Annotated in this window: 22 protein-coding genes; 11 read left to right on the top strand and 11 right to left on the bottom strand. The window is 61.9% G+C overall.

What is annotated here, in order from left to right:
* Entirely contained in the window at positions 1–702 is a 702-nt protein-coding gene (locus N554_RS0135095) for a response regulator transcription factor (protein WP_029587720.1), read from the bottom strand.
* A 220-nt stretch (positions 703–922) separates the two neighbouring features.
* Between N554_RS0135095 and N554_RS0135090 the strand changes: the two genes are divergently transcribed.
* Together N554_RS0135090 and N554_RS0135085 are read left to right on the top strand one after the other, a co-directional pair.
* Positions 923–1,663, top strand: a complete 741-nt coding sequence (locus N554_RS0135090; protein WP_029587719.1) for a HugZ family pyridoxamine 5'-phosphate oxidase — start codon at positions 923–925, stop codon at positions 1,661–1,663.
* Positions 1,664–1,841: 178 nt separating this feature from the next.
* A complete protein-coding gene (locus tag N554_RS0135085; RefSeq protein WP_029587718.1) occupies positions 1,842–3,458 on the top strand; it encodes a phosphoenolpyruvate carboxykinase in 1,617 nt (538 codons plus the stop codon).
* Between the two features lie 296 nt (positions 3,459–3,754).
* Here N554_RS0135085 and N554_RS0135080 read toward each other — a convergent pair whose 3' ends face one another.
* A complete protein-coding gene (locus tag N554_RS0135080) occupies positions 3,755–6,322 on the bottom strand; it encodes a glycogen/starch/alpha-glucan phosphorylase (protein WP_081851572.1) in 2,568 nt (855 codons plus the stop codon).
* 212 nt (positions 6,323–6,534) lie between these two features.
* On the opposite strand from N554_RS0135080, the gene N554_RS0135075 reads away from it, so the two are divergent.
* The gene (locus tag N554_RS0135075) at positions 6,535–6,768 is read left to right on the top strand and encodes a hypothetical protein (RefSeq protein WP_156042282.1); all 234 of its coding nucleotides are present in this window, start codon (positions 6,535–6,537) and stop codon (positions 6,766–6,768) included.
* A 180-nt stretch (positions 6,769–6,948) separates the two neighbouring features.
* Here the strand turns inward: N554_RS0135075 and N554_RS0135070 are convergent, their stop codons facing one another.
* Positions 6,949–7,128 carry an RNA polymerase sigma factor region1.1 domain-containing protein gene (locus tag N554_RS0135070; protein ID WP_029587715.1) on the bottom strand — a complete coding sequence of 60 codons (180 nt, stop codon included), beginning with the start codon at positions 7,126–7,128 and terminating at the stop codon, positions 6,949–6,951.
* Between the two features lie 189 nt (positions 7,129–7,317).
* On the opposite strand from N554_RS0135070, the gene N554_RS0135065 reads away from it, so the two are divergent.
* Together N554_RS0135065 and N554_RS0135060 are read left to right on the top strand one after the other, a co-directional pair.
* Positions 7,318–7,749 carry a hypothetical protein gene (locus tag N554_RS0135065; protein ID WP_029587714.1) on the top strand — a complete coding sequence of 144 codons (432 nt, stop codon included), beginning with the start codon at positions 7,318–7,320 and terminating at the stop codon, positions 7,747–7,749.
* A gap of 16 nt (positions 7,750–7,765) precedes the next feature.
* On the top strand, positions 7,766–8,248 hold the full coding sequence (locus N554_RS0135060; RefSeq protein WP_029587713.1) for a DUF5680 domain-containing protein: 483 nt from the start codon (positions 7,766–7,768) through the stop codon (positions 8,246–8,248).
* Between the two features lie 5 nt (positions 8,249–8,253).
* Here N554_RS0135060 and N554_RS0135055 read toward each other — a convergent pair whose 3' ends face one another.
* Positions 8,254–9,012, bottom strand: a complete 759-nt coding sequence (locus N554_RS0135055; protein ID WP_156042289.1) for a DUF2865 domain-containing protein — start codon at positions 9,010–9,012, stop codon at positions 8,254–8,256.
* Positions 9,013–9,262: 250 nt separating this feature from the next.
* Complete coding sequence (gene pyrE, locus N554_RS0135050; protein WP_029587711.1) at positions 9,263–9,826, bottom strand: orotate phosphoribosyltransferase; 564 nt, start codon at positions 9,824–9,826, stop codon at positions 9,263–9,265.
* Positions 9,827–10,038: 212 nt separating this feature from the next.
* Here pyrE and N554_RS0135045 point away from each other — a divergent pair, with 212 nt between their 5' ends.
* A complete protein-coding gene (locus tag N554_RS0135045; protein WP_029587710.1) occupies positions 10,039–10,665 on the top strand; it encodes a glutathione S-transferase family protein in 627 nt (208 codons plus the stop codon).
* 190 nt (positions 10,666–10,855) lie between these two features.
* On the opposite strand, the gene N554_RS0135040 is transcribed toward N554_RS0135045, so the two are convergent.
* The 3 genes from N554_RS0135040 to N554_RS0135030 all read right to left on the bottom strand — a co-directional run bounded on the left by N554_RS0135040 (position 10,856) and on the right by N554_RS0135030 (position 16,043).
* Positions 10,856–11,491, bottom strand: a complete 636-nt coding sequence (locus N554_RS0135040) for a LysE family translocator (protein WP_029587709.1) — start codon at positions 11,489–11,491, stop codon at positions 10,856–10,858.
* A gap of 202 nt (positions 11,492–11,693) precedes the next feature.
* Positions 11,694–14,750: a DNA polymerase I gene (polA, locus tag N554_RS0135035; protein ID WP_029587708.1), complete on the bottom strand. Its 3,057-nt coding sequence runs from the start codon at positions 14,748–14,750 to the stop codon at positions 11,694–11,696.
* A gap of 234 nt (positions 14,751–14,984) precedes the next feature.
* On the bottom strand, positions 14,985–16,043 hold the full coding sequence (locus N554_RS0135030; RefSeq protein WP_029587707.1) for an acyltransferase family protein: 1,059 nt from the start codon (positions 16,041–16,043) through the stop codon (positions 14,985–14,987).
* A gap of 180 nt (positions 16,044–16,223) precedes the next feature.
* Here N554_RS0135030 and N554_RS0135025 point away from each other — a divergent pair, with 180 nt between their 5' ends.
* Both N554_RS0135025 and hrpB read left to right on the top strand, forming a co-directional pair.
* The gene (locus N554_RS0135025; protein WP_029587706.1) at positions 16,224–17,543 is read left to right on the top strand and encodes a UDP-glucose dehydrogenase family protein; all 1,320 of its coding nucleotides are present in this window, start codon (positions 16,224–16,226) and stop codon (positions 17,541–17,543) included.
* A 156-nt stretch (positions 17,544–17,699) separates the two neighbouring features.
* A complete protein-coding gene (gene hrpB / locus N554_RS0135020; protein WP_029587705.1) occupies positions 17,700–20,300 on the top strand; it encodes an ATP-dependent helicase HrpB in 2,601 nt (866 codons plus the stop codon).
* A gap of 11 nt (positions 20,301–20,311) precedes the next feature.
* Here hrpB and N554_RS0135015 read toward each other — a convergent pair whose 3' ends face one another.
* The gene (locus tag N554_RS0135015; protein WP_036055107.1) at positions 20,312–21,190 is read right to left on the bottom strand and encodes a DUF6328 family protein; all 879 of its coding nucleotides are present in this window, start codon (positions 21,188–21,190) and stop codon (positions 20,312–20,314) included.
* A gap of 160 nt (positions 21,191–21,350) precedes the next feature.
* Between N554_RS0135015 and N554_RS0135010 the strand changes: the two genes are divergently transcribed.
* The 3 genes from N554_RS0135010 (at position 21,351) to N554_RS0135000 (ending at position 24,528) form a co-directional block, all read left to right on the top strand.
* Complete coding sequence (locus N554_RS0135010; RefSeq protein WP_029587703.1) at positions 21,351–22,034, top strand: HAD family hydrolase; 684 nt, start codon at positions 21,351–21,353, stop codon at positions 22,032–22,034.
* Positions 22,035–22,241: 207 nt separating this feature from the next.
* Complete coding sequence (locus N554_RS0135005) at positions 22,242–22,757, top strand: TIGR02281 family clan AA aspartic protease (RefSeq protein WP_029587702.1); 516 nt, start codon at positions 22,242–22,244, stop codon at positions 22,755–22,757.
* Positions 22,758–23,028: 271 nt separating this feature from the next.
* Positions 23,029–24,528, top strand: a complete 1,500-nt coding sequence (locus tag N554_RS0135000) for a phosphomannomutase/phosphoglucomutase (protein WP_029587701.1) — start codon at positions 23,029–23,031, stop codon at positions 24,526–24,528.
* A 275-nt stretch (positions 24,529–24,803) separates the two neighbouring features.
* Here N554_RS0135000 and N554_RS0134995 read toward each other — a convergent pair whose 3' ends face one another.
* Entirely contained in the window at positions 24,804–25,304 is a 501-nt protein-coding gene (locus N554_RS0134995; RefSeq protein WP_029587700.1) for an Lrp/AsnC family transcriptional regulator, read from the bottom strand.
* Between the two features lie 70 nt (positions 25,305–25,374).
* Positions 25,375–26,349 carry a sugar kinase gene (locus N554_RS0134990; RefSeq protein WP_245283817.1) on the bottom strand — a complete coding sequence of 325 codons (975 nt, stop codon included), beginning with the start codon at positions 26,347–26,349 and terminating at the stop codon, positions 25,375–25,377.
* Positions 26,350–26,361: the final 12 nt, after the last annotated feature.

The following is a 26,361-nucleotide window of genomic DNA, read 5'->3' as shown; positions in this document are numbered from 1 at the left end:
TCAGGTTTCCTTGAAGCGGTAGCCCACACCGTAAAGGGTCTCGATCATTTCGAAATCGTCGTCCACGACTTTGAACTTCTTGCGCAGCCGCTTGATGTGGCTGTCGATGGTGCGATCGTCGACATAGACCTGATCGTCATAGGCCGCGTCCATCAGGGCGTTGCGGCTTTTGACGACGCCGGGACGGGTCGCCAGGGCCTGCAGGATCAGAAATTCCGTCACCGTCAACGTCACCGGCTCGTTCTTCCAGGTGCAGGTGTGGCGCTCCGGGTCCATGCGCAACAGTCCGCGGTCCAGCGCCTTGGCATCGGTTTCCTTCGGCACGGCGGTTGGATCCTTGGGCGCGGCGCGGCGCAGCACGGCTTTCACGCGCTCGACCAGAAGTCGCTGCGAGAATGGCTTGCGAATGAAATCGTCGGCGCCCATTTTGAGGCCGAACAATTCGTCGATTTCCTCGTCCTTGGAGGTGAGAAAGATCACCGGCAGATCGGACTTCTGCCGCAGCCGCCGCAACGTCTCCATGCCGTCCATGCGCGGCATCTTGATGTCGAGGATCGCAAGGTCCGGCGGGCTGGTGCGGAAGCCGTCGAGCGCGGAAGCGCCATCTGTGTAGGTCATGATGCGATAGCCTTCGGCTTCGAGCGCGATCGAGACGGATGTGAGAATGTTGCGGTCGTCATCGACCAAGGCGATTGTGGGCATGAGCCTGCTTTCAGAATCGTTCGTGGCTGAAACGGCGAGCAATCCAGCGATGCGCCGCACAAGTGGGCTTTGAGCCCGGTCAACGAGCAATGCAAGCTGGGCTGAAGTGTGACCGAGTTCCCGAGACCCCTAAGCGAACCATAGGTTCAGACCGTATATAAGATATCGACCAAGCCTGGAAAAGCCTCTTTTTTGCAACGCTATGAGCGGATTATGACCGATGCAGCCCACCGCTGATTTCGACCCCGCGAGGCTAGCCCGATCGCTGCTGCGGCGCAACCGGCAGGGGGCCTTGGCCACCCTGATGACGGGCAGCGGCGACCCCTATTGCTCGCTGGTTAATGTCGCAAGCCACGCCGACGGTTCGCCAATTTTGCTGATTTCGCGCCTGGCGCTGCATACCAGAAACATTCTCGCCGATTCCCGGGTTTCGCTGATGCTGGATGAGCGGGCCGAGGGCGACCCGTTGGCGGGATCGCGGATCATGCTGGCGGGCCGGGCCGAGCAGGCCGATAGCGATGATCGCGAGATTTTGCGCCGCCGCTACCTCAACGCCCATCCGTCCGCGGAAACCTTTGTGAATTTTGACGATTTTTCATTTTTCAGGATTCGGCCGGTCTGGGCCCATTTGGTGGCCGGTTTTGGGCGCATCGTGGACCTGGAGCCTGAATGTTTTTTGACCGATATTTCCGATGCCGCGGCGCTGCTGGAGGCTGAGCAGGGCGCTGTGGACTATATGAATGCCGATCATCGCGACGCGATGAATCTCTATGCGACAAAGCTGCTCGGCGCAGAGGCAGCGCACTGGCGCTGCACCGGCTGCGATCCTGATGGCATCGACATGCAGGCCGGCACAAAAGTGCTGCGGCTGGATTTTCCGCGGCGGATTGTCACTTCTGACGCGTTGCGGCAGATGCTGAAGGAGTTCGCGGATCAAGCCCGCGCTGCAGCAAACATTTGAGTCGTATCAACGCCACGGAATAAACCAAATGTTACGGGATCGGGTTGGCAAGCTCGGCGTTCCCCACTATTAGGTCGCCGGACTGAGGCCGGAAGGCTATAATGAAGGTCACCGCGAAAGAGGCGCGTCTAGCGGCGTTCGCGCGATCAAGATACGCGGTTTCGAGGAGGAGTCTTCCGTGCAAGAGACGGGCGTGCATAACGGTGCCTTTGGCGCCGACAAATTCGGCTTCAAAAAACTCAAGGGCGTGAACTGGAATTTTGGCGCGCCGCAACTCTATGAGCACGCCATAGGTACCGGCGAAGCCGTGCTTTCCGCCGATGGCGCGTTGTGCGCGGACACCGGCGACTTCACCGGCCGCAGCCCGAAGGACAAGTTCACCGTTCGCGATGCGTCGACCGACAAGAACATGTGGTGGGCCGGCAACCAGTCGATCACCTCTGAACAATTCGAAGCGCTCTACACTGACTTTCTGAGGCATGCCGAAGGCATGACGCTGTTCGCGCAGGATCTCTACGGCGGCGCCGACCCGAGCCACAGGATCAAGACCCGCGTCTATACCGAACTTGCCTGGCATTCGCTGTTCATCCGCACGCTGTTGATCCGCCCGGAGACTTCCGAGCTCGCAAGCTTCGTGCCTGAACTGACCGTGATCGATCTGCCGAGCTTCAGGGCCGATCCCAAACGCCACGGCGTGCGTTCGGAGAACGTGGTCGCGATCGATTTCGCCCGCAAGATCGTCCTGATCGGCGGGTCTTACTATGCCGGCGAGATGAAGAAGTCGGTGTTCACCACGCTGAACTATTATCTGCCCGAAAAGGGCGTGATGCCGATGCATTGCTCCGCCAATGTCGGCCCCAACGGCGACACCGCGATCTTCTTCGGCCTGTCCGGCACCGGCAAAACCACGCTCTCGGCCGACCCGAAGCGCACACTGATCGGCGATGACGAGCACGGCTGGGGCGCCGACGGCGTCTTCAACTTCGAGGGCGGCTGCTACGCCAAATGCATCAAGCTGTCGCAAGAAGCCGAGCCCGAGATTTACGCCGCCAGCAAGCGCTTCGGCGCGGTGCTGGAAAATGTAGTGCTCGACGGAAAAACCCGTGAGCCGGATTTCGACGACGGCTCGAAAACCGAAAACACCCGCTCCGCCTATCCGCTCGAATTCATCCCCAATGCCTCGCGAACCGGCCGCGCCGGTCATCCCAAAAACCTGGTGATGCTGGCGGCGGATGCGTTCGGCGTGATGCCGCCGATTGCCAAATTGACCCCGGCGCAGGCGATGTACCATTTCCTGTCCGGCTACACCGCGAAGGTGGCGGGCACCGAGCGCGGCCTCGGCAACGAGCCGGAGCCGGAATTCTCGACCTGTTTCGGCTCGCCGTTCCTGCCGCGTGACCCTTCGATCTACGGCAATCTGCTGCGTGACCTGATCGCCAGGCACGATGTCGATTGCTGGCTGGTCAACACCGGCTGGACCGGCGGCAAATACGGCACCGGGCGGCGCATGCCGATCAAGGTGACGCGGGCGCTGTTGACGGCGGCGCTGAACGGCTCGCTGCGCAATGCCGATTTCCGCACCGACAAGTATTTCGGTTTTGCGGTGCCGACCTCGCTGCCCGGCGTCGAGCCGCATATTCTCGATCCGATCAAGACCTGGGCCGACAAGGCCGAATTCGACAAAACCGCCCGCGCCCTGGTCGGCATGTTCCAGAAGAACTTTGCCAAGTTCGAAGCCCAGGTCGACGCCGAGGTCCGCGCCGCCGCCCCGGAAGTGAAGCTCGCGGCGGAGTGAAACCGCACTCCGTCATGGCCGGGCTCGTTGTTTAGTCCGGAGACATGGCTGATACCTGCACGCCGCATGGAAGTTGTGTCAGCCATGTCCCCGAACAGCTGTAGGGATGTCTCCGGGCCATACAGTGGCCCGGCCGTCCACGTCTTTTACACTGCACGCTTCGGAAGACATGGATGTCCGGCACAAGGCCGGCATGATGAACTAGTTCAAACCTGTCGCTCTCACCCTTGAAATACGCAATCTGGCCTGACCCTTCACGCGCAGTAATCAGGGCTGCGCGGGATAATTCAATGACGTCAGGGTAGTGATCCTGCGATGGCAGGTGAATCGGCTAGTCGATTCAGCGAGTCGCTTCGCGCTGCATGCCAGGCGCTTCCAACGGTTGCGGCGAAGTCCCCGCGCACCGGTACGTTCCAGATATCCCGGGCGTATTCGCGGATGGCGCGGTCAGACGAGAACCATGACATCCGCGCGACGTTGAGGATGCTGGCCCGCGTCCATGCCGGAACCACCTGCCAGCGGGCGTCGATGCCGCGCTGGGCCGCATAGTAAGCGTCGAAATCCGCGCTCACCATGTAATGATCGAGATAACACAGCGCGTGCACGATCGATGCGAACCGGCCGGGGTCGTCGGGCGAGAATTCGCCGCTGCCGATCGCGTTGATCGCCCGCGAAAGCTTCGGCGAGCGCCTGATCACGTCGGTCGCATCCAGCCCCTGCTTGCGCCGTACCACGACATCCATCGCCTCCATGCCGAAGATCGCGATGTTCTCGGGGCCGACGTGATCGCGGATTTCGATATTGGCGCCGTCGAGCGTGCCGATGGTCAGCGCGCCGTTCAATGCGAGCTTCATGTTGCCGGTGCCGGAGGCCTCCATGCCCGCGGTCGAAATCTGTTCGGAAAGGTCGGCGGCGGGAATGATCACCTCGGCAAGGCTGACATTGTAGTCGGCGAGGAACGCCACCTTCAACCGTCCGCCGATGGCCGGGTCGTTGTTGACGATTTCGGCGACATCGTTGATGAGCTTGATGATCAGCTTGGCGTAGCGATAGCTCGCCGCCGCCTTGCCGGCAAAGATTTTCACGCGTGGCACCCAATCGCGCTGCGGATCGTCCTTGATCGACTGATAGAGCGCGATGGTTTCGAGGATGTTGAGCAGCTGCCGCTTGTATTCATGGATGCGCTTGATCTGAACGTCGAACAGCGCCGCCGGATCGACGTGGATGTTCAGCCGTTCGCCGATCAGCCGCGCCAGCGCGATCTTGTTGTGATACTTGACCGCGCGGAACTTCTGCTGAAATGCGTTGTCGCTGGCGCGCGCTTCGAGATGTTTGAGCTGGGTCGGATCGTCGAGCACGGCGTCGCCGCAGACCTCGCGCAACAGCCCGGTCAGCTTTGGGTTGGCCAGCATTAGCCAGCGGCGGAAGGTGATGCCGTTGGTCTTGTTGGTGATGCGCCCCGGATAAAGATGGTTGAGATCGTGGAAGACGGTCTCCTTCATCAAATCGGAATGCATCGCCGAGACGCCGTTGATGCGGTGCGATCCGACGAAGGCCAATTGCCCCATCCGTACCCTGCGGCCGGACTTCTCGTCGATCAGCGACACCGAGGCCCTGAAATCAATGTCACCGGGACACCGCGCATCCGCAAGCGCAAGATGCGCGACGTTGATGCGGTAGATGATTTCCAGATGCCGCGGCAACAGTCGCTCGAACAATTCGACCGGCCAGGTCTCCAGCGCTTCAGGCAGCAGCGTGTGGTTGGTGTAGGACAGCGTCGCTACCGTGATCTTCCACGCCTCGTCCCAGCGGAAATTGTGGAGATCGACCAGAATGCGCATCAGCTCGGCGACGGCGAGGCTCGGATGGGTGTCGTTGAGCTGCACCGCGGCCTTTGACGCCAGACCGCGCAGCTGTCCGTCGGACGTCAGATGACGTTGGATCAGATCCTGCAGCGAGGCCGAGACAAAGAAATATTCCTGACGCAGCCGCAATTCGCGGCCCGCCGGGCTCTCGTCATTCGGATAGAGAAACTTACAGATCGATTCCGCGCGCGCCTCCTCGGCGCTGGCGCCGAGGTAATCGCCGGAATTGAACACGTCAAGCTTGAGCGGGTCGGGCGAGCGCGCCGACCACAGGCGCAGCGCGTTGACGTGCTGGCCGCGCCAACCGACAATCGGCGTGTCGTAAGCGACGGCTTGTACGGTCTCTGCCGGATGCCAGATCGTGCGGTCGCGTCCATTGGCTTCGACGCGTTCGACACTGCCGCCGAAATGCACATGATAGACCACCTCCGGGCGCTGCAATTCCCAGGGGTTGCCGAAGCTAAGCCATTCGTCGGGATATTCCTGTTGCCAGCCTTCCGCGATGATCTGGCGGAACAGGCCGAAATCGTAGCGAATGCCGTATCCGATCGCGGGAATCGCGAGCGTCGCCATGCTTTCCATGAAGCACGCCGCAAGCCGTCCAAGGCCGCCATTGCCGAGCGCCGCATCCGGCTCGCATTTGCGCAAGTCCGCTAGATCGACGCCGAGATCGCCGAGCGCTGCCTCGAACACCGGCAACAACCCCATATTGTTCAACGCATCGGTGAACAGGCGGCCGATCAAGAATTCCAGCGAGAGGTAGTAGACCCGCTTGGCGCCGGCGTCATAGCTCTGCTTTTCGGCCGTCAGCCAGTGATGCACGATGCGATCGCGTAGCGCCAGCGCCGCCGCCTTGTACCAGTCGTGGCGCGTCGCCATGCCGACGTCCTTGCCGATCGCAAGTCTTAGCTTGGCGAGGATGGCGCCTTTGATCTCGGCCAACTCGTCGGTAGACTGGCCCGGCGCCGGAAAATTCCCCTGGAACGATTTCTCTGACAAATTCTGAAATCCTGGAAGTTGAGACTTGGCTAAATGATACGCCTGTTAGGCCGGGATCGAAACCCGCGGTATTGCGGGGGGCGTTTGTGCAATGCATGCATGGTATTTATGCAAGGCCGGGCCGATTTTCCCGGACTCCGCGCGCGTCCTTTTAGTGGTATAGTGAAATCACCAAAACACACGATGTCGCGATGTCTTTGGAGGATCGGGCCATGAGATTGACCATCGAGATCGTCGCCGCCGCTCTACTGATGGTCTGCATCAGCGTCACCAGCGCGGCGTTTGCCGCCGGCAGCACGACTGGCCGAAGCGCGGACGGGTTGAGCTGCTCCTTCAGCGTCGCGAAGCCTGCCCCGCCCGCGGCACGCTGCGCTGCGATCAAGCGGCAATGCGGCGGAAAATTTTATGCGAACTACTGCGGCGACAGGATGCTGTCGGCGATGTGAGGCAGGGCGGCAATTGCGCTCTCTATCGTCGTCCCGGCGAAGGCCGGGACCCATAACCCGCGGCGCTAGATGAGGTCGGACAGGTCGCTCCAATCGAGATTGTCTTCTTCAATCAAACGAATTTTTCCAATCGCGGCGCCATTTTTTCAACTGCTTCTCGCTTGACGAACTCCATCTGGGCTACGATTGGTCCTCATCGATAAGGTCTATTTCTTCATCCCTCAAAGCCTCCATGAGAACCTCGATGTCTTCCGGCTCGGTCGTGGCCGAGGGTAACAGCTCGTTGAGTCGATCGAAGGTCACGAAGCCTCTCAGGCGACCAAGCTCGATAATTTTCTGGAATATGTCCTGCCGTTTCATGCCTCGATCCTCCTGAATCTGTGCTTCTACTAAAGGGAAGGTGACTCAGAACCTTCCGAGCGATTAGCGATCATGCGATGGGCGGCCTAAGAACAAATTAAGAACACTTTAGCAAGTCTTTGATATATCATAGTGATTCGACGCGACGTCGACACAACATCTATGGCTATCCGAGATTTCGAGGACTACATGTCCACCATCGCCTTCGATCAATTCGCGCTCACCCGCATCGCCGACTTTGCCCGCTCGCTGTCGCGGCTGCATCAGGCCTCGCGCCGCCAGCTTATCGATGACGACCAGATCGACCGCGAATTCAATGCCGTCTGCATGTCGGTGTGGGGCTACACCACGGACGATTTCAGCGACCATTTGTTTGCCGACGAAGATCACGCGTTTCTCGATTCGCTCGACGAGGCGCATGCGCGCATCTTCGCCGCCCAGCAGGGCTACGACCTCGTCGACGACAACGGCATGCTGACGGACTGGTGGGGCTATTGCTGGATGATCCTCGCCGAAAAACGCGGCCTGCTGACGCCGGAAAATCGCGCCGCGGCGCGGGCAGCTATCGAGGAAAAATATCTGACCGCGCCGAACGTGATCGGTGTCATCGTCGGGCGGTAACGACAGGGATTGCAGCATGGTCTCCAAGTCGACGGCACGTCTTTCGGCTTTCTTGGTCGAAGCCAAACGCCGCACCTATGCCGGTCTCGATGACGATGCCACGGTCTCGGCTCAGATCTTCCCCGGTTCGAAGCAGCTCGAGCATCACGAAGACGATCTGAGCTACCGGGATATCTATTTCGGAATGATGTATTTCGTCGGTCAGGAAGTCGTGCAGGCCGACGAGCGGGTGATCTGGTCAATGAGCTATGCAGGCGGGCTCTCGCCCGGCATAACGGATCGGGGCGAGTTTCTCGCGATCTATGCGTTTCTGCGTAAAGGCCTTCTGGGCATTCACGCTGACAGGCCGTTTCGCGGACCCTCGCTATTCGAAGACGGTCACTTTCGATACGTCAACACTCCCGAAGGAGATATCTCCGAATTTCGCGGCGAGGAGGAGATATACCGGTCGGGAGAGCGCGTTTACGGCTTGCGCTATAGTGGCGGAATCATTCGCTAGACGGTCTAATGCACTTCCGCCCGCTTCGTCCGGGAACCAGTTTTCGGCACCGTGGTCGCGGGCAGCGCGACGTCGCGGCTCGCTTCGGATAGCGGCGTTTCACTGACGACCATTTCCGTGGTTACCGGCGCCACCTTCAGCTCGCCGAGCCGTGCGCGGACCTCGGCGGTCAGGCCCGGATACGACGCAACCGGTGTGAACTCTGCGGTCAGGCCGGCGCCGACCCGGACGCCGGAATACGCCACCAGCCCGTCGGTGGTGGCAATCACGTCGCCGGGACGCAGCGAGGTGTCGAGCGTCAGATCGACGGCGGCGAGGCCTGCGGGGTCGCGGCCGTTACAGGTGCAGTCCGCGCGCAGCGCCTTGCGATAGCCGTAGGCATTTTCGCTGTCCGCGTAGCGCTCACCATTCGCAGACGATGCGCTGTCGATGTTGTTGCCAAAGAAGACTTTGGTGACGCTTGCCGGGCAAAACGCCTGGCACATCTGAACCGGCGTCGCGTTGCCGCGTGCCAGCGGGAAATACTTGCCGTCACAGCTGCGCACGCAAAACGCGGGTCCGGAGCCTGACGCCACGGGGCGCGGCGGTGGCGCAGGCTGCTGGTTAAGGCCGAACGGATCAGCAAAAAAACTTGCTTGCGGCGCGGCCTGTCGTTGCTGCTGTTTCTGGAATCCACCGAAGAAGAAGTCGAACAGCCCTTCGGCGGATGCCATGCATGGCGCAAGCACAACGGCGCTAGCGAGCGTGAAGGCGGCGACAAGCATCACGCGGCGCCGCACGCGCGGCAAAGGCAACTCTGTAGGCAACGCTTACTCCACCCGACGCAACAAAACCGCTGGGGCGAGGCGTTCCTCAGCCCGGATTCACATTAGTGCGGGATGGTAAACGAGCTATGAGCAAGCGCCGGACGGTCGAAAAGAAATGCAAGGTCTGGCTGACCAGGGGCGCTGGCGCCTCTTCACCTCGCCACGCAGGCGGCGAGAGCCCTCCGCACGAGGGTGCGAGCCAGAAAAATCAGCTCTTCAAAAATTCGCCGGCCTTGTAAAGCGCGCGAAACGCCAGGCCGGCTGCCGCAAAGGTTTCGCTCGCGCCTTCTTCGCGGTCGACCATGGTGAACACCAAAGCGATCTCGCCGCCGGCATCGCGCACCGCTTCCACCGCTTTCAGCGCCGAGCCGCCTGTCGTGGTGACGTCTTCGACGATCACCACGCGCTTGCCCTGCAGGCTCTCGCCCTTCGCCAGTCCTTCGATCGCGAGGCGGGCGCCATGCTCCTTCGGCTTCTTGCGCACGAAGAACGCCGCGATCGGATGGCCCTTGATCCAGGAGAGCTGGGCGATCGCGCCGGCGAGCGGAACCCCGCCCATTTCCAGTCCGCCGACATAATCGAGGCCGTCGTCCTTGAGCGCCTCGTAGGTCAGTTCCGCGAGCAGAGCGGCGCCTTCGGGATCGAGCATGGTCGGCTTGAGGTTGAAATAGAAATCGCTCTTGCGGCCCGAGGCCAGCGTGATTTCGCCGCGGCCGAACGAGCGTTTGCGGATGATCTCGGCGAGGCGGGCGCGGGAGGCTGATTTGGACAAGGCGCTGTTCTCAGGGCTTGAGGCGGGCGCAATCTATCGGCGCGCCCCTGCACATTCCAGAGCCGATGTCGCGCCGTCAACAGCGCATAATGTCGTGCCCACCCGGCCAGATGAACAGGCTTGAGCGGCTGATCCCGTATTCCGCGACGCCTGTTGTAAGGCCCTAGAGTTCCGGGTACTGGATACCCCGCCTTTGTTGGGGAATGCCGAAAATGACAATCGAACTTCACGCCTGGAACACGCCAAACGGCCGCAAAATAAGCGTTGCGCTGGAGGAGATGGGGCTGCCGTACAAGGTCTTTCCGGTCAACATCACCAAGGGCGAACAGATGGCGCCTGATTTTCTGGCGATCAGTCCCAACAACAAGATTCCCGCGATCGTCGATCCCGACGGACCCGGCGGCAAGCGCGTCAGCATCTTCGAGTCCGGAGCAATCCTGCTCTATCTCGGGGAAAAGACCGGCAAATTTCTGCCCGGCCCGCTGATCGAACGCATCCCGGTGTATGAATGGCTGATGTGGCAGATGGGCGGCTTTGGGCCGATGCCGGGACAGGTACACCACTTCATTGCGCTGGAGCATGAACAGGACCGCGCCTATGGCCTGAAACGCTATATGGCAGAAACGCGCCGGCTCTACGGCGTGCTGGATCGTCGCCTTGCAGATCGCGAGTTCGTCGCCGGCCCGTTATCGGTCGCCGACTTTGCGATCCTCGGCTGGGCGTGGCGGCACGAGCGCCACAAGGTGTCGTTCGCGGATTTTCCCAATGTCGGCCGTTGGTACGACGCGCTGATGGCGCGCCCCGGCGTCAAGCGCGGCATGGAAGCGAAGCTGGATTGAGTTTGATAGGCTCGGCCTGATGCATTGCTGTCGTCGCCCGGCTTGACCGGGCGATCCAGTACGCCGCGACTTCTCCGATTGAGCAAGGCGGTCGAATGCGGCACGTGCAGCATTCACGACAGCCACTCTGGAATACTGGGTCGCCCGGTCAAGCCGGGCGATGACCGCAGTTGTTTTGTGACGGCGTCGACTACGCCCGCTTGGCCTCGAACGCCATCTTCATCGCAAGCCCGGCGAGCACGGTGCCCATCAGCCAGCGCTGCACCAATAGCCAGGTCGGCCGCGTGCCGAGAAACAGCGCGATCGATCCGGCGGCAAGTGCGATCATCGCATTGACGCTGACGCTGATCGCGATCTGGATAGATCCAAGCGCCAGCGACTGCGTCAGCACGCTGCCCTGCACCGGATCGATGAATTGCGGCAGCAGCGCCAGATACAGCATCGCAATCTTCGGGTTGAGCAGGTTGGTGACGAAACCCATCGCAAACAGTTTGCGCGGCCCGTCGACCTTAAGCTTGTGCACCTGAAACGGCGAGCGGCCGTTCGGCTTCAGCGCCTGCCATGCCAGCCACAGCAAGTACGCCGCTCCCGCGAACCGCAGCGCGTCATAGGCATAGGGTACCGCGAACAGCAGCGCGGTGATGCCGAACGCCGCGCACAGCATGTAGAACACGAAACCGAGCGCGACGCCGCCGAGCGAGATCAGCCCGGCGATATGGCCTTGCGTGATCGAGCGCGAGATCAAATAGATCATGTTCGGCCCGGGCGTCAGCACCATGCCAAGCGAGACCAGGGCGAAGCCGAGCAGGGATGAGAGGTGGGGCATGGGCGACTCGCGAGTGGACGACGCACGTTATCTCTAACGCGCATCCGCTCGCGATACCACTTCGTTAATTGCGTTGCGTTTGGTCGAATATTTCGTAACGACGGAAGAGCCTTCTTCCACATCCAATCGTCATCGCCCGGCTTGACCGGGCGATGACAGCCAACCGCCATTTGCCAGCGACCCTACCTTTCAGAGGGGGCCGCTAATGCGCCTCGTCCCAGTTGTCGGCGGCTCTCGCGTCGACGTGCAGCGGCACCGAGAGCAGCACGGCGGGGAACGGCGCGTCCTGCATGGTGTGCTGCACCACCGGCAAGGTCGCCGCCACCTCCTCGTCGGCCACCTCAAAGATCAGTTCGTCATGTACCTGCAACAGCATCTGCGCCGAGAGTTTCTTCTCCGCAAGGGCATATTCCATGCGGATCATGGCGCGGCGGATGATATCGGCGGCGGTACCCTGAAGTCGTGCATTGATCGCGGCGCGCTCGTTGAAAGATCGGACCGACGCGTTGCTGGCTTTGATCTCGGGGTAGTGACATTTCCGGCCGAACAGGGTCTCGACATAGCCGTGCGTTCGGCAGAAATCCCTTGTCTCGTCCATATAGGCGCGGATGCCGGGGAAGCGCTCGAAATATTTCTTGATGTAGGCGGAGGCTTCCTCTCGGGCGATGCCGAGCTGATTGGCGAGGCCAAACGCCGAGATGCCGTAGATGATGCCGAAATTGATCGCCTTCGCCCGCCGGCGTACCTCGCCCGGCATGTCCTTGACCGGCACGCCGAACATTTCCGACGCTGTCATGGCGTGAATGTCGAGCCCGTCACGGAAGGCTTGTTTGAGGACAGGAATGTCGGCGATTTCCGCCAGCAGCCGCAATTCGATCTGCGAATAGTCCGCCGACACCAGCTTGTGGCCGGGCGAGGCAACAAAGGCGCGGCGGATTTTCCGGCCGTCCTCGGTGCGCACCGGAATGTTCTGCAGGTTCGGTTCGTTCGACGACAACCGCCCGGTGGTGGTCGCCGCCAGCGCATAAGTGGTGTGCACGCGGTGGGTCTGCGGATGCACGTAGGTCGGCAGCGCGTCGGTATAGGTTGATTTCAGTTTCGATACCTGGCGCCATTCCAGGATCTTCTTCGGAAAGTCATGACCCTGCTCGGCAAGTTCATCGAGAATCTGCGCCGAGGTCGACCACGCGCCGGTCTTGGTCTTGCTGCCGCCGGGCAATCCCATCTTGCCGAAGATGATATCGCCGATTTGTTTCGGGCTGCCGACATTGATCGGCTCGCCGGCGATTTCCTGAAGTTCGGCCTCGACGCGCGCGGCGGTCTGGGCGAACTCGCCGGATAGACGCGACAGCACCTGGCGGTCGATCGAGATGCCGCGCCGTTCCATTCGCGCCAGCACGCTGATCAACGGCCGCTCCAGCGTTTCATAGACGGATGTCATGCGCTCGGCGACCAGGCGAGGCTTGAGCACGCGCCACAGCCTTAAGATCACATCGGCATCCTCGGCCGAGTACGCCGTCGCCCGGTCGATCGCGACCTGATCGAAACTGAGCTTGCCCTTGCCGCTGCCGGTCAACTCCCCGTGGGTCAAGGTGGCATGGCCGAGCCAGCGTTCGGCCAGGGCATCGAGCCCATGCGCGTTGCGGCCGGCATCCAGCGCATAGGACATCAGCTGCGCGTCGTCATGGTTGCGAATGACGATGCCGGCTTGCGCGAACATCACGGCGTTGAACTTGATGTTGAAACCGATCTTCAGAATGCCCGCCGATTCCAGGAGCGGCCGCAGCGCATCGAGCGCATCGTCCGCTTTGATCTGGTCCGGCGCGAGGCCGGCGGCGAACAGGCCGGCGCCATCGCCGGATTGCTTGTGGCTGAACGGGACATAGCAGGCGTCGTTGGGCGCGAGCGCCAGCGCAATGCCGCACATTTCCGCCTGCATCGGATCGATCGAAGTGGCCTTGGCCTCGACGGCGACATGGCCGACATCATGCACCCGCGCGATCCAGGCGTTGAGCTGGTCGAGGCTGCGGATGGTCAGGTACTTGCTACGATCGATCTTCGTCTTGCGTGCGGCCTCGGCGCGCGCGGCGGCGAGTGAGACGGGAGTGAGGGGCTGGGTATCGGCCTTGCCGCGGCTTTGGGCCACACGCGGTGCGCTCGCTCCGCCCTTGAGCGGCAGGGTCGGGGCGGCAGGTGAACCGGGATTGTCAAAAAGAGTACCGTTCTCGCGGGCGGCTTCGCCCTCCGGCCTCCCCCCTTGCGGAGGAGGTGCAAAAACACTCGCACCGCTCTTAAACCCGGGATCCGGTTCGATATCCGCCGGATCGATCTGCGCATATTCGGCGACGCGGCGGGTGAGTGTGGAAAATTCCATCGCCTTCAAAAACGCGATGAGCTTGCGCGCCTCGGGCTCGTGCACCGCAAGTTCATCGAGCGGCACCTCCAGCTCGACCTTGTCATCGAGCAGCACCAGCTGCCGCGAAATCCGCGCCTTCTCGGCGTTCTCGATCAATGCCTCGCGCCGCTTCGGCTGCTTGATTTCGCCGGCTCGCTGGAGCAGCGTCTCCAGATCGCCGTATTCGACGATCAATTGCGCGGCGGTCTTGACGCCGATCCCCGGCACGCCCGGCACGTTGTCGGTCGAATCCCCGGCCAGGGCCTGAACCTCGACCACCTTTTCCGGCGGCACGCCGAACTTCTCGATCACTTCGGCAACGCCAATCCGGCGGTCCTTCATGGTGTCGTACATGGTGACGCAGTCGGTCACGAGCTGCATCAGGTCCTTGTCGGAGGAAACGATGGTCGCGGTCGCGCCGCGCTCGCAGGCCTCCCGCACATAGGTCGCGATCAAATCGTCGGCCTCGAAACCGACCTGCTCGAGGCAGGGCAGGTCGAACGCGCGCACCGCCTCGCGGATCAGCGGGAATTGCGGGATCAGGTCGTCCGGCGCCGGCGGCCGGTGCGCCTTGTAATCGGCGTAAAGCTTGTTGCGGAACGTGATTTCCGACTTGTCGAACACGATGGCGAGGTGGGTCGGCCGGTTGTCCGGCGGCATCTCGCGCAACAGCTTCCAGAGCATGTTGCAGAAGCCGAGCACGGCGTTGACCTGCAATCCGTCGGATTTACGGTTCAGCGGCGGCAGCGCGTGGTAGGCGCGGAAAATATAGGAGGAACCGTCGACCAGAAAGACATGGTCGCCTTTGGCAGGGGCTTTGACGGCAGCGGGTTTTGTGGCGGCTTGCGGGGATGTTTTCGGCATGGCCGAAACTTAAGGATTTTTGCGGCGATTGACAGCCTTTGCAGCGAAGATGTGCCGTGTTTTTTGCGGCAATTCAACAACCAATACCGTCGTCCCGGCCAAGCGAAGCGCGAGCCGGGATCCATAACCACCGGCGGATCGCTTTCGGGCAAAGCTGGAGCGAATGTCCAGTATAGTAACGAATAAGGTGGTTATGGGTCCCTGCTTTCGCAGGGACGACGATGCAGGTGTGAACTACTCCGCCGCCTGCAGCGTCGCCTGCGACTTTTTCGGCGCGATCCAGAACGCGGCGGGACGCTCGAACAGGAAGTTCGCACCAAGCGCCAGCGCTATCCGCCAGATGGCAACGGAGCCGGCGAGGCCGACGAGCGTGACGATCAGCGACATCGTCCCGATGTCAGGGATCAACCCGGTCCGTAGCAATAGCATCCGGCTCGCCGCCATCGGCAGGAAGAAGGCGAGATAGATGACGATGGAATGCTCGCCGCAAAAGCGCAGGAAATTGAGCCAATGCGCCCGCGCCAGCAGCGTGCCGGTCGTGACGATGGCGCAAGCGCCCGCAAACCCGAGCGCGAGCGAGATCAGCGGCCATTCGCTGAAACCTGAGATAACCAGGCTGCCGTTGATAAATACCCAGAGGGCCAACCCGGCAAGGGCCAATGCGGGATATGCGCGCGCGCGGTCCGACAATGCGAATACATAACCGGCGAACAGATAGCCGGAATAGAAGTAGACAAAGCGCGAGCAGAACTCGTCGATCACGGTCCAGCCGGTTGCGATAGGCGCCATCTCCAGTAGCGCCGCGACGCCCCAGATCGCCAGCGGCGGAACTCGCCGTGTCGCCTTGGTGACGACGAAAAACACCGGCAAGAGATAGATGAACCACAACGTGCCGAACGGCTCGATGAAGGATTCTAGATACAGGAAGCCGGCATGGCCCCAGCTGGTCTCGGCGGCAAACGACGGCGCCTTGAAGCCGAACTGGATAGTCACCCACAACACATAGAAGTAAGCGAAGTGCAGGACCTTGCGGTCGAGAAAAGTGCGCCAGTCGCGATCGATCACGACCGAGAGGAACAGGCCGGAGATCAAGAAGAAATCCGGCATCCTGAACGGCTTTGCGAACATGACCACAACATGCATGAAGCCGGTCTGGCCCGCGGCCGCCTCGACGCCCAGCACCGAATGCATCATCACCACCATGACGATGCAGATGCCTTTGGCGTAGTCGACCCAGTCGATGCGTCCAGCCACGGGACGCTCGGTGATGGCGGATGTGCCGTTTGGTGTCATCGGTGTTCCCTTTCGGCGCGGCGTGGGCGCATCATCGGCGGGATGGGTTTCATTCTCCTTTATTCATACAAATGACATGCCGGTTTCCCGACCTTTCCGGTTTCCTCTCCGCTGCAAAATGCTTTAAGACCTGCTCACAAAATCCGATTGGTCTCGTTAACCATTACAGGCAGGTTGTTCATGCGGATTGCCATGATTGGTACGGGCTATGTGGGGCTGGTGTCCGGCGCCTGCTTTGCGGATTTCGGTCACCAGGTCACCTGCGTCGACAAGGACCGCGACAAGATTGCCGGCTTGTGCCGGGGCGAAATCCCGATTTTCGAGCCTGGCCTCGATACGATGGTGGCTTCCAACGTAAAGGCCGGCCGTCTGGATTTTACCACCGATCTTGCCGCGCCGGTCGCCGAGGCGGATGCGGTGTTCATCGCGGTCGGCACGCCGTCGCGACGTGGCGACGGCCACGCCGATTTGAGCTATGTCCACAGCGCTGCGCGCGAGATCGCCGCCGTGCTTGAGGGGTTCACGGTTGTCGTCACCAAATCGACCGTGCCGGTCGGCACCGGCGACGAAGTCGAGCGCCTGATCTGCGAGGCCAATCCCGCCGCCGATGTCGTGATCGCCTCCAATCCGGAGTTTCTGCGCGAGGGTGCCGCGATCCGCGACTTCAAGTTTCCGGACCGTATTGTCATCGGCACCTCGGACGAACGCGCCCGCAAAGTCCTTAGCGATGTCTATCGGCCGCTGTCGCTCAACCAGGCGCCGCTGATGTTCACGGCGCGGCGCACCGCGGAGCTGATCAAATACGCGGCCAACGCATTTCTCGCCACCAAGATCACCTTCATCAATGAGATCGCCGATCTCTCCGAAAAGCTCGGCGCCGATGTGCAGGAGGTCGCGCGCGGTATTGGGCTGGACAATCGCATCGGCTCGAAATTCCTGCACGCCGGTCCGGGTTTTGGCGGCTCATGCTTTCCAAAGGACACCCGCGCGCTGCTGAAGATCGCGCTGGACCACGACGTGCCGCTACGGATCGTCGAGGCGGTTCTGGCGGTCAACGACAACCGCAAGCGCGCGATGGCGCGCAAGGTCTCCAACGCGGCGGGCGGCAGCCTGCGCGGCAAGACCGTGGCCGTGCTCGGCCTCACCTTCAAGCCCGACACCGACGACATGCGCGAAGCGCCGTCGATTCCGCTGGTGACAGGATTGCTCGATATGGGCGCGAAGGTGCGCGCGCACGATCCGGTCGGCATGGAACAGGCGCGCCGCGAATTGCCCGAAATCGAATATAGCGACGATCCCTACGCCTGCGCGCGCGGCGCCGATGCGCTGGTGATCGTGACGGAATGGGTGCAGTTCCGCACTCTCGATCTTGCGCGCCTGAAGCGCGAAATGGCGCAGCCGGTGATCGTCGATCTCCGCAACATCTATCGCCCCGAGGATATGGCGGCGCTCGGTTTTACCTACGAGAGCGTGGGACGCGGGCCTGAGCCGCGGAAGTGATCCAAGTGTCGCTGTCATACCCCGCGCATGCGGGGTATCCAGTACTCTCGGCCTTTGTGATTAGTAATCCCAGCGTTTACTGGATCACCCGCTGGAGCCTGTCATCGGGCGGCGCTGTGCGCCGACCCGTTGGCGGGTGATGACGGATTAGGGACATTGCTCCGCAGCTTCGACACACCTCTCCCCATCGATGCAGTGCTGGACGAGTTGGCGAGCACGCTCGCCGGCCACAATGCCGCGGTGCTGGTGGCGCCGCCGGGGGCCGGCAAGACCACGCGGGTGCCGCTGGCGCTGCTCGATCAGCCCTGGTCGAAGAGCAAGAAAATCATCGTGCTGGAGCCGCGGCGGATTGCGGCGCGCGCCAGTGCCGAGCGCATGGCGCAGACGTTGGGCGAGCGGGTCGGCGAGACCGTCGGTTACCGCGTCCGCTTCGGCTCAAAAGTATCGCGCGCGACGCGAATCGAAGTCGTTACCGAAGGCATTTTCTCGCGGCAGATTCTCGACGATCCGGAATTGTCAGGCATCGGCGCGGTGCTGTTCGACGAATTCCACGAACGCTCGCTCGATGCCGATCTCGGCCTAGCGCTGGGGCGCGACGCACAAACCGGCTTGCGCGAGGATTTGCGTATCCTTGTGATGTCGGCGACGCTCGACGGCGCGCGGGTTGCCAAGCTGCTTGGCGAGGCCCCCGTGATCGCCAGCGAGGGCCGCGCCTTTCCGGTCGAGACGCGCTATCTCGGCCGAAAAGCGGATGCGCCGCTGGAGCGGCAGATGGCGGACGCCATCGCAACGGCGCTGCGCGCCGATCCCGGCTCGGTGCTGGCGTTTCTGCCGGGTGCCGCGGAAATTCGCCGCACGCAAAATTTTCTCGGCGAGCGCATCCACGACGCCTCTATTGAAATCGTGCCGCTGTTCGGGGCACTCGATGCCAGCGTGCAGGATCGCGCCATTTCGCCGCCGCCGAGGGGCCAGCGCAAGGTCGTGCTGGCGACCTCGATTGCGGAGACGTCACTGACCATCGAAGGCGTTCGCATTGTCGTCGACTCCGGCATGGCGCGGGTGCCGCGCTATGAGCCGGACATCGGCCTGACCCGGCTGGAAACGGTGCGGGCCTCGCGCGCCGCGGTCGATCAGCGCCGCGGCCGCGCCGGCCGCACCGAGCCCGGCGTGTGCTACCGGCTGTGGGACGAGCCCCAGACTGCGTCGCTTGCAGCCTATACCCAGCCCGAAATTCTCAGCGCCGATCTGTCGTCGCTGGTGCTCGATCTCGCGCAATGGGGGGTGAGCGATCCCACGACGCTGGCGTTTCTCGATTCGCCGCCAGCGCCCGCGCTGAAGGAGGCGCGAAGTCTGCTGCGCGAACTCGGCGCGCTCGATGCCGATGGCCGGATCACGGCGGAAGGCAAGAGCCTGCGTGCCCTGGCACTGCCGCCGCGGCTCGCACGCATGATCGTGGATTCGCATCGCTTAGGCGCAGGCGAGGAGGCCGCGGAAATTGCCGCCGTGCTCACCGAGCGCGGGCTCGGCGGCGACAGCGTCGATCTGGATAGCAGGCTTGATCAATTTCGCCGCGACCGCTCGCCACGCGCCAGCAGCGCGCGCTCGCTCGCGCAGCGCTGGGCCTCGCAGGTGGCGGCGAGTGAAAAGGCGGCGAGTGATACCGATGCCGATCGCCGCTCCCACGCGACCGGCACCTCTTCTCACTCCATCCTTCCAGGGGAGCGAAGAGAGCTCCCGCAAGGCAAAAGGGCGCAGCCGGCGCAAGAGCGCGAAGAGCCTCCCTCCACCGGCGTCATGCTCGCCTTCGCATTTCCCGACCGCGTCGCGCGCAACCGCGGCAATGGCAGCTTTGTGCTGGCCAACGGGCGCGGCGCCGCGGTCGACCAGACTTCGGCCTTGGCCCGCGCGCCCTATATCGCGGTCGCCGAACTCACCGGCACCGCCGCCAATGGGCGGATTCTGCTGGCAGCGCCGATCACACAACCCGAAATCGAGCTGCACTTCGCCGATCAGATCGAGACCACGGACGAGATTTCGTTCGATCGCAACGCGCTTGCGTTGCGCGCGCGGCGCAAGAAAACCCTGCATGCGATCACGCTGTCGGAAGCGCCGTTGGCGCTGCAGCCCTCCGCGGAGACCGCGCGGGTGCTGGCAGACGGGCTGATCGCCGTCGGCCTGGACAAGTTGCCGTGGTCGAAATCATCAAAACAATGGCGCGACCGCGTGATGTTTTTGCGCGCAGCGGAAGATGAAACTTTACAGCATTCTTGGCCCGATTTGTCCGATGAAGCGCTCGCGACGCAGCGCGAGACATGGCTGATGCCGGCGCTCTACGACAAGACCTCGCTGAAGGAGTTTTCGCCCCAGGATCTGGCGGACGCGCTGATGACGCTGTTACCCTGGGAATTGCGCGCGCGGCTGGAGCGCGAAGCGCCGACGCATTTCGAGGCGCCGACCGGCACCATGCTTGCGATCGACTACGAGGCCGAGCAGGGGCCGACGATCGCGGTCCGCTTACAGGAATTGTTCGGGCTAAATACCCATCCCTCGATTGCCAAAGGCGCGGTGCCGCTGGTGCTGGAGTTGCTGTCGCCGGCGCACCGGCCGGTCCAGGTGACGCGCGATCTGCCGGGCTTCTGGCGGGGCAGCTATGCGGCAGTACGCTCCGATCTGCGCGGGCGTTACCCAAGGCATCCGTGGCCGGAGGATCCGGCCAACGCAATGCCGACCCGGCGCGTCAAGCCGCGGGGAACGTGACTCCTGAGCAGTCACCCCTTCACGCCCAACGCGCGCAGCCAGATCGGATATAAATACCATAGCCCCAGCATCGCCAGCAGCATCGCCAGGCCTGCCGTGACGGTGATCGCGGTGGAGTGGGTGATTTTGAGAAACACCACATAGACGTCGGCGGCGATGCCCAGCGCCAGCGGCAGCGGTCCCGCGATCACGAAGGCCGAGCCGAGACGCAGAAACAGTTCTGAATCGTTGCCGCCGAACGATTGCCGATGCAGCGCCGCGGGCGTCATCAAAAGGATCGTCGCGATCGTGACGCAACACAATCCGGCGGCGTGCATGATTTTGGCATCCGAGGGCAATTCATCGAAGGCATAGGTCAGCATGGCGACAAGCTGAAATCCCAGCAGGGCCTGACAGCCGGGAATGATGACCCGGGCCTCGGTCAGCATTTGCTCGATCTTTGTCGAAAGCGGCGTCGGGCCGGATTCTGCAGTCATGTTTTTTATCCTCTTATCTTTGATCAGCCATGCGAGGCCGAACCAGGAAAACCCTGCAAATGCGGCGCTGGCCACTCCCACCGTTATTGCCGTCACGCTACCGAAGATGCGCTCGAACACGACATAGAGCCCAAGCCCCAAGCTCGCCATGAACGGCAGCAGGCTCCATGCCGCAAGGAGGGAGGTCGCGCGCTCGAGACGCGGGGTGGAATGACCGGCCTCGACGATGCGATGCTGCATCGAGGGCGCGATCAGGCATCCGATCGCCAGCACCATCAACGCCAGTGCGGCGCAGATCAGATATTGCGAGGCTGAGGAAAGCGTTTTGAAGCCGGTCTGGAAGACGCTGTCGAACAGGAAACCGAACAGCACCTGCGATCCGAGGATCAAGAGGCGCGTTTCGTCCATCGCCATCTTTATTTTTCGGCCCGATTCCAAAATGGTCCATCCTTATTCAAAGACGAACGTCAGCCCCCAACTCCTCGACGAATTTGGGATGACAAAAATGTGTCGCTCGGGTGAACTCTTTGGCGTGCCGTGCGTTCCCTTTCCCGAACATCGTTGGGGAGTTTAGATGAGCGCCGCCTATATTTTCGATGTCGAAGGCACCCTGATCGATTGCGCGCCGGAAACCCTGCAATGCTGGCATGATACGCTGGCTGCCTTTGGCGTACCGGTGCCGCTGGCGCACTTGCAGCGATTGTCGGGGATGGACGGCGACGACATGCTGGCGACGCTTGTGCCCAGTCTCGACAAGAAGGCACGAAAGGAAATCGTTACCGCGGAAGGCGAGCGGTATCGGATGCTCTACCTGCCGCGGGCGCGGGCGTTTCCGGGCGTGCGCGAGGTCTTCTGCGCGATCAAGGCGCATGGCGGGCGCATCGCGCTCGCGACCGATTGCCAAAGCGCGGAATTGAAACATTATCGCAGCCTGATCGATGTCGACGATCTGCTCGACGCGATCGCTTGTGGCGACGAGGTCTCGAAGGGCAAGCCCGATCCTGGCCTGGTGGAATTGGCGCTAAGTCATCTCGGCGCCACATCGGCCGGGTTCGCTACCATGATTGGGGACACCCCATTTGATGCTCAGGCCGCGCGGAGCGCCGGGGCCACCGCATGGGGAACACTCAGCGGGGGCCATCCAAGATCATCGCTGATCGATGCGGGCTGTTCCGTTGTGGTGTCTTCGGTTGCCGATTTCGCAAGATATTTTCAGCGAGAAGCGGCGGTGGCATCGTCCGTTTCGCATCAACATTGAGTAAATCGACGAGTAAATCGACGCCGCCGGCACCAATCGCTCCCTCGCCCCGCTGTTGGGGGGGAGAGGTAAAGAAGCGCCTGTTAACACTTCGCTCATCCTTTTCGCCAAAATAGCAGCTTCTGCTCCCGCCATTGGTCGCGGTCTCGCGGCTGACGTGGTGATATCCGAGTTCTCTGAGCGAGTGTTCCGAGCGAGTGTGGCGTGATGCGTAGCATAATGATTTTGGCCGCGTTCATGGTCGGCCTCGGCACCATCATGGCGCAGATGGCGGACAAAATGACGCCGACACCCGCGCTCGCCGACACCACCCGAAAAGCCACGCCGGTCGAGACGCCAGCGGAGAGCGGCGTCCGCAGCCTCAGTATTCCGCGCGACGCTCGCGGCCATTTCCAGACGGAGGGCCGGATCGAGGGTCAGCGCATCGGCTTTATGGTCGATACCGGGGCGTCGGTGGTGGCATTGAACGAAAAATCCGCCGCGCGGTTCGGGCTGCGCCCTTCCCGCGGCGATTACAACGCGACGGTCACGACCGCCAACGGCACCATCAAGGCGGCGCGCACGCGGCTTGCCATGGTCGAACTCGGCGGGCTCGTGGTGCGCGACGTCGATGCCATGGTGCTGCCCGACGAAGCGTTGTCGGAAAATCTGCTCGGCCTGTCGTTCCTGTCGAAGCTCAGGCGTTTCGAATATGCCAACGGCAGGATGTTATTGGAGCAGTAGTTTTGGAGTCATGCCCCGCCAACGGGTCTCGCGTTGGGCGAGCCCGATGACAGGCTCCCGCGGGCCACCCAGTACGCCGCGACTTCCATGAAATACAACGATAGTCACTGAAATACTGTATCGTCCGCTTTCGCGGTCGATGACGGCAGTGGTTCGCTGCCAATCTGCCGCAATTAGTCGCCACAGAACGGCTGTCCCGCCTTCCGCTGCGCCAGCGCTTTCGCTATGGCTGCGGTACCTTTTCCTATCCGTTTCACGACGAGGCCATTTGATGTTTCCCAAGCCGAAACCCGTGTTGGTCCCGAATACCTATGCCTTTGAATCCGAGCCGATGGTGAAGGCGACCGGCTTTCGCGAATACGACGCCCGTTGGCTGTTCGGCAAGGAAATCAACCTGATGGGCGTTCAGGCGCTGGGCATGGGGCTGGGAGCGCTGATCGCAGAACTCGGCGTAAAGCAGGAAGTCGTCACCGGGCACGATTTCCGGGGCTATTCGGCCTCGATCAAATACGCGCTGATTTCGGGGCTGCAGGCCGCGGGCTGCAAGGTCCACGACATCGGCCTGTGCATGACGCCGATGGCGTATTTCGCGCAATTCGATATCGACGTGCCCTGCGTCGCGATGGTGACGGCGTCGCATAACGACAATGGCTGGACCGGCGTCAAGATGGGCGCTAACCGGCCTCTTACCTTCGGCCCCGACGAGATGACCCGCCTGAAAGAGATCGTGCTCAATGCCGATTTCCAGAACAAGGTCGGCGGCTCCTACCAATTTCACGAGAATTTTCCGGCGCGCTACATTGCCGACCTCACCAAGCGCCCGAAACTCAAGCGCAAGCTGAAGGTCGTGGTCGCTTGCGGCAACGGCACCGCGGGCGCCTTCGCCCCGCAGGTGATGGAAGCGATCGGCTGCGAGGTGGTGCCGCTCGACACCGAACTCGATTACACCTTTCCGAAATACAATCCCAACCCCGAAGACATGGAAATGCTGCACGCGATCCGGGACGCGGTGCTGGCGCACAAGGCGGATGTTGGCCTCGGCTTCGACGGCGATGGCGACCGTTGCGGCGTGGTCGACAACACAGGCGAGGAGATTTTCGCCGACAAGGTCGGCGTGATGCTGGCGCGCGACATGTCGGCCATTCACAAGAACGCGCAGTTTGTCGTCGACGTGAAATCCACCGGCCTGTTCGCTACCGATCCAGTCCTGCAAAAGCAGGGTGCAAGAACCACCTATTGGAAGACCGGCCATTCTTACATGAAGCGCCGCACCAACGAATTAGGCGCGCTGGCGGGTTTCGAGAAGTCCGGCCATTTCTTCTTCAATAAACCGCTCGGCCGCGGTTATGACGACGGCCTGATCTCGGCGATTGCGGTGTGCGAGATGCTTGATCGTGCGCCCGGCAAGTCGATGGCGGACTTGAAGAACGCGCTGCCGAAAACCTGGTCGTCTCCAACCATGTCGCCGCATTGTGCAGACGAGACCAAATACGGCATCGTCGACAGCGTGGTGAAGCATTTCGAGGCGTTGCAGAAGGAGGGCGCGAAGGTAGCGGGGCAAAAGATCCGCGATCTCGTCACCGTCAACGGGGTGCGGGTCACGGTCGAGGACGGCAGCTGGGGCCTGGTGCGGGCGTCCTCCAATAAGCCGGAACTGGTGGTCGTGGTCGAGAGCCCCTCCAGCGAGCAGCGGATGCGCGACATGTTCGAGGCGATGGATTCAGTGCTGCGCACCCATCCCGAGGTCGGCGAATATAATCAGAAGATTTGAGCGGTGCGCTCCAACTCGTCATTGCCTGGCTTGACCCGGCAATCCATCGTTTCGAAAATACATTTCGCCGAAGATTGATGGATATGCGGGTCAAGCCCGCGTATGACGACTGTGGTTGTGCAAGCTGCGCGGTCACTACTAATACTAGCCGCCGTCATACCCCGCGAATGCGGGGTATCCAGTACGCCGCGGCTTATCGATTCTAATACTGGCGTCTCTGGAATACTGGATCATCCGCCTTCGCGGATGATGACAGCTGTTGCTAGATCGACCAGCTACGCCGCCGGCACCGGCAGCGCGGTCACCGACTTGATCTTCTCCATCGCAAAGCGCGACGTGACGTTCTTCAGTGGCACCGCGCCGATCAGCTTCTTGTAAAACACGTCGTAGCTCTGCATGTCGGCAACCACCACGCGCAGCATGTAATCGACGTCGCCCGCCATCCGGTAGAACTCCATCACCTCGGGCATCGCGCTGACGGCATCGGCGAATTTTCGCAGCCAGGCCTCGGAATGATCGGCGCTTTCGACGGAGACAAAGACGGTAATGCCGAGCCCGATCTTGTTCTGATCGACCAGCGCGACCCGGCGCAGAATCACCCCGTCGGCCTCCAGCCGCTGGATTCGCTTCCAGCACGGCGTCGAGGACAGCCCCACGCGATCGCCGATCTCCGCGACCGACAGCGAGGCATCTTCCTGAAGCACCGTCAGAATTTTACGGTCAATGGCATCGAGCCGGCGGTTGGGCTCGTGAATTTGGATGGCAAGGTCGGTCATGAGAAGAACTTTCTTCTATGCATGGGGCTCATTACCCTCATATATAGAAAAATCTTCTAAGACAAGCCCATTAGCGGTGAGAGTGAGCCGGGCTGCCAGCCTGGCTGTGGCTCAAAAGTTCTTCAACTTCAGCACGTTGCGGGGCGGCAAAGGCGCCACCGAAACGGGTGCATTTCAGCGCCGCCGCGGCGGAAGCGAACCGCAGCGCGTTTGGGATGGGCTGTTTTTCGGTGATGGCGAGGGCGAAGGCGCCATGGAAAACGTCGCCCGCGCCCAGCGTATCGACGGTGTGCACCGGGAAGGCCGGGGTCTGCTGCAGGTTGTGCTGTTCGTCGAGCCAAAGCGTGCCCAGCGCGCCGCGCGTTCCCGCCAGAAACGACGGCGTCAGTTTCGCAATCTTGTGCAGCGCCTCGGCGTCGTCGGCGGTCCCGGCGGTGGCCTGCAGCGCCTCGCTGGAAAAAACCAAATGCGAGGACGCCGTGAGCAGTCCTTCCCGCAGTGACATGGTGCGGTCGACATCGACGATGACGGGAATGCCGCGCCGCCGGGCTTCGACGCAGAGATGGGTGCAGAACTCCGCGCAGCGGTTCTCGGTCAGGATGGCGTGACAGTCCTCCAGCAGCTCGCCGGCATCGGGCAAGTGCACTTTCCACAAGTCGGGATCGCGAAAAGTTACGATGGTGCGTTCGCCGCTGGGGTCGATCATGATGTTCGAAATCGGCGTCACCAGGCTCGGCATGTGAACGATGTGCCTGGTGTCGATGCCTTCATGCGCGAGCTTGTCGAAAATATACCGGCTTGATGTCTCGCGGGCATCGCCCATCGGGCCGCAGATCGAGGCGCGGCCGCCGAGCCGGGCGATACCGATCGCGGCATTGAGCGCGTTGCCGCCGCAGATTTCGTCGAAATGGCTGGCATTTTCCTTGAATCCGCGCTCGGGCAATTCCTGGACGCGGAACGTAAGATCGCGCACCGGCATGCCGATGCAGAGAATGCGCGGAGGGATTTTCGGCCCGGCGGCATGAAAGTTCATCGGCTCGTCCATCACGTCTGTCCT

The organism is Bradyrhizobium sp. URHD0069, from assembly GCF_000701345.1.
Classification (GTDB): domain Bacteria; phylum Pseudomonadota; class Alphaproteobacteria; order Rhizobiales; family Xanthobacteraceae; genus Bradyrhizobium.
The sequence above is the reverse complement of the archived record's forward strand: the minus strand, read 5'-3'. Positions and strand labels throughout refer to the sequence as shown.

Coding starts and splice junctions, on each gene's coding strand:
- N554_RS0135095 (WP_029587720.1), bottom strand. CDS start 702: ATGCCCACAATCGCCTTGGTCGATGACGACCGCAACATTCTCACATCC.
- N554_RS0135090 (WP_029587719.1), top strand. CDS start 923: ATGCAGCCCACCGCTGATTTCGACCCCGCGAGGCTAGCCCGATCGCTG.
- N554_RS0135075 (WP_156042282.1), top strand. CDS start 6,535: ATGAGATTGACCATCGAGATCGTCGCCGCCGCTCTACTGATGGTCTGC.
- N554_RS0135070 (WP_029587715.1), bottom strand. CDS start 7,128: ATGAAACGGCAGGACATATTCCAGAAAATTATCGAGCTTGGTCGCCTG.
- N554_RS0135065 (WP_029587714.1), top strand. CDS start 7,318: ATGTCCACCATCGCCTTCGATCAATTCGCGCTCACCCGCATCGCCGAC.
- N554_RS0135060 (WP_029587713.1), top strand. CDS start 7,766: ATGGTCTCCAAGTCGACGGCACGTCTTTCGGCTTTCTTGGTCGAAGCC.
- N554_RS0135055 (WP_156042289.1), bottom strand. CDS start 9,012: ATGCTTGTCGCCGCCTTCACGCTCGCTAGCGCCGTTGTGCTTGCGCCA.
- N554_RS0135045 (WP_029587710.1), top strand. CDS start 10,039: ATGACAATCGAACTTCACGCCTGGAACACGCCAAACGGCCGCAAAATA.
- N554_RS0135040 (WP_029587709.1), bottom strand. CDS start 11,491: ATGCCCCACCTCTCATCCCTGCTCGGCTTCGCCCTGGTCTCGCTTGGC.
- polA (WP_029587708.1), bottom strand. CDS start 14,750: ATGCCGAAAACATCCCCGCAAGCCGCCACAAAACCCGCTGCCGTCAAA.
- N554_RS0135030 (WP_029587707.1), bottom strand. CDS start 16,043: ATGACACCAAACGGCACATCCGCCATCACCGAGCGTCCCGTGGCTGGA.
- N554_RS0135025 (WP_029587706.1), top strand. CDS start 16,224: ATGCGGATTGCCATGATTGGTACGGGCTATGTGGGGCTGGTGTCCGGC.
- N554_RS0135015 (WP_036055107.1), bottom strand. CDS start 21,190: ATGGCGATGGACGAAACGCGCCTCTTGATCCTCGGATCGCAGGTGCTG.
- N554_RS0135010 (WP_029587703.1), top strand. CDS start 21,351: ATGAGCGCCGCCTATATTTTCGATGTCGAAGGCACCCTGATCGATTGC.
- N554_RS0135005 (WP_029587702.1), top strand. CDS start 22,242: ATGCGTAGCATAATGATTTTGGCCGCGTTCATGGTCGGCCTCGGCACC.
- N554_RS0135000 (WP_029587701.1), top strand. CDS start 23,029: ATGTTTCCCAAGCCGAAACCCGTGTTGGTCCCGAATACCTATGCCTTT.
- N554_RS0134995 (WP_029587700.1), bottom strand. CDS start 25,304: ATGACCGACCTTGCCATCCAAATTCACGAGCCCAACCGCCGGCTCGAT.
- N554_RS0134990 (WP_245283817.1), bottom strand. CDS start 26,349: ATGGACGAGCCGATGAACTTTCATGCCGCCGGGCCGAAAATCCCTCCG.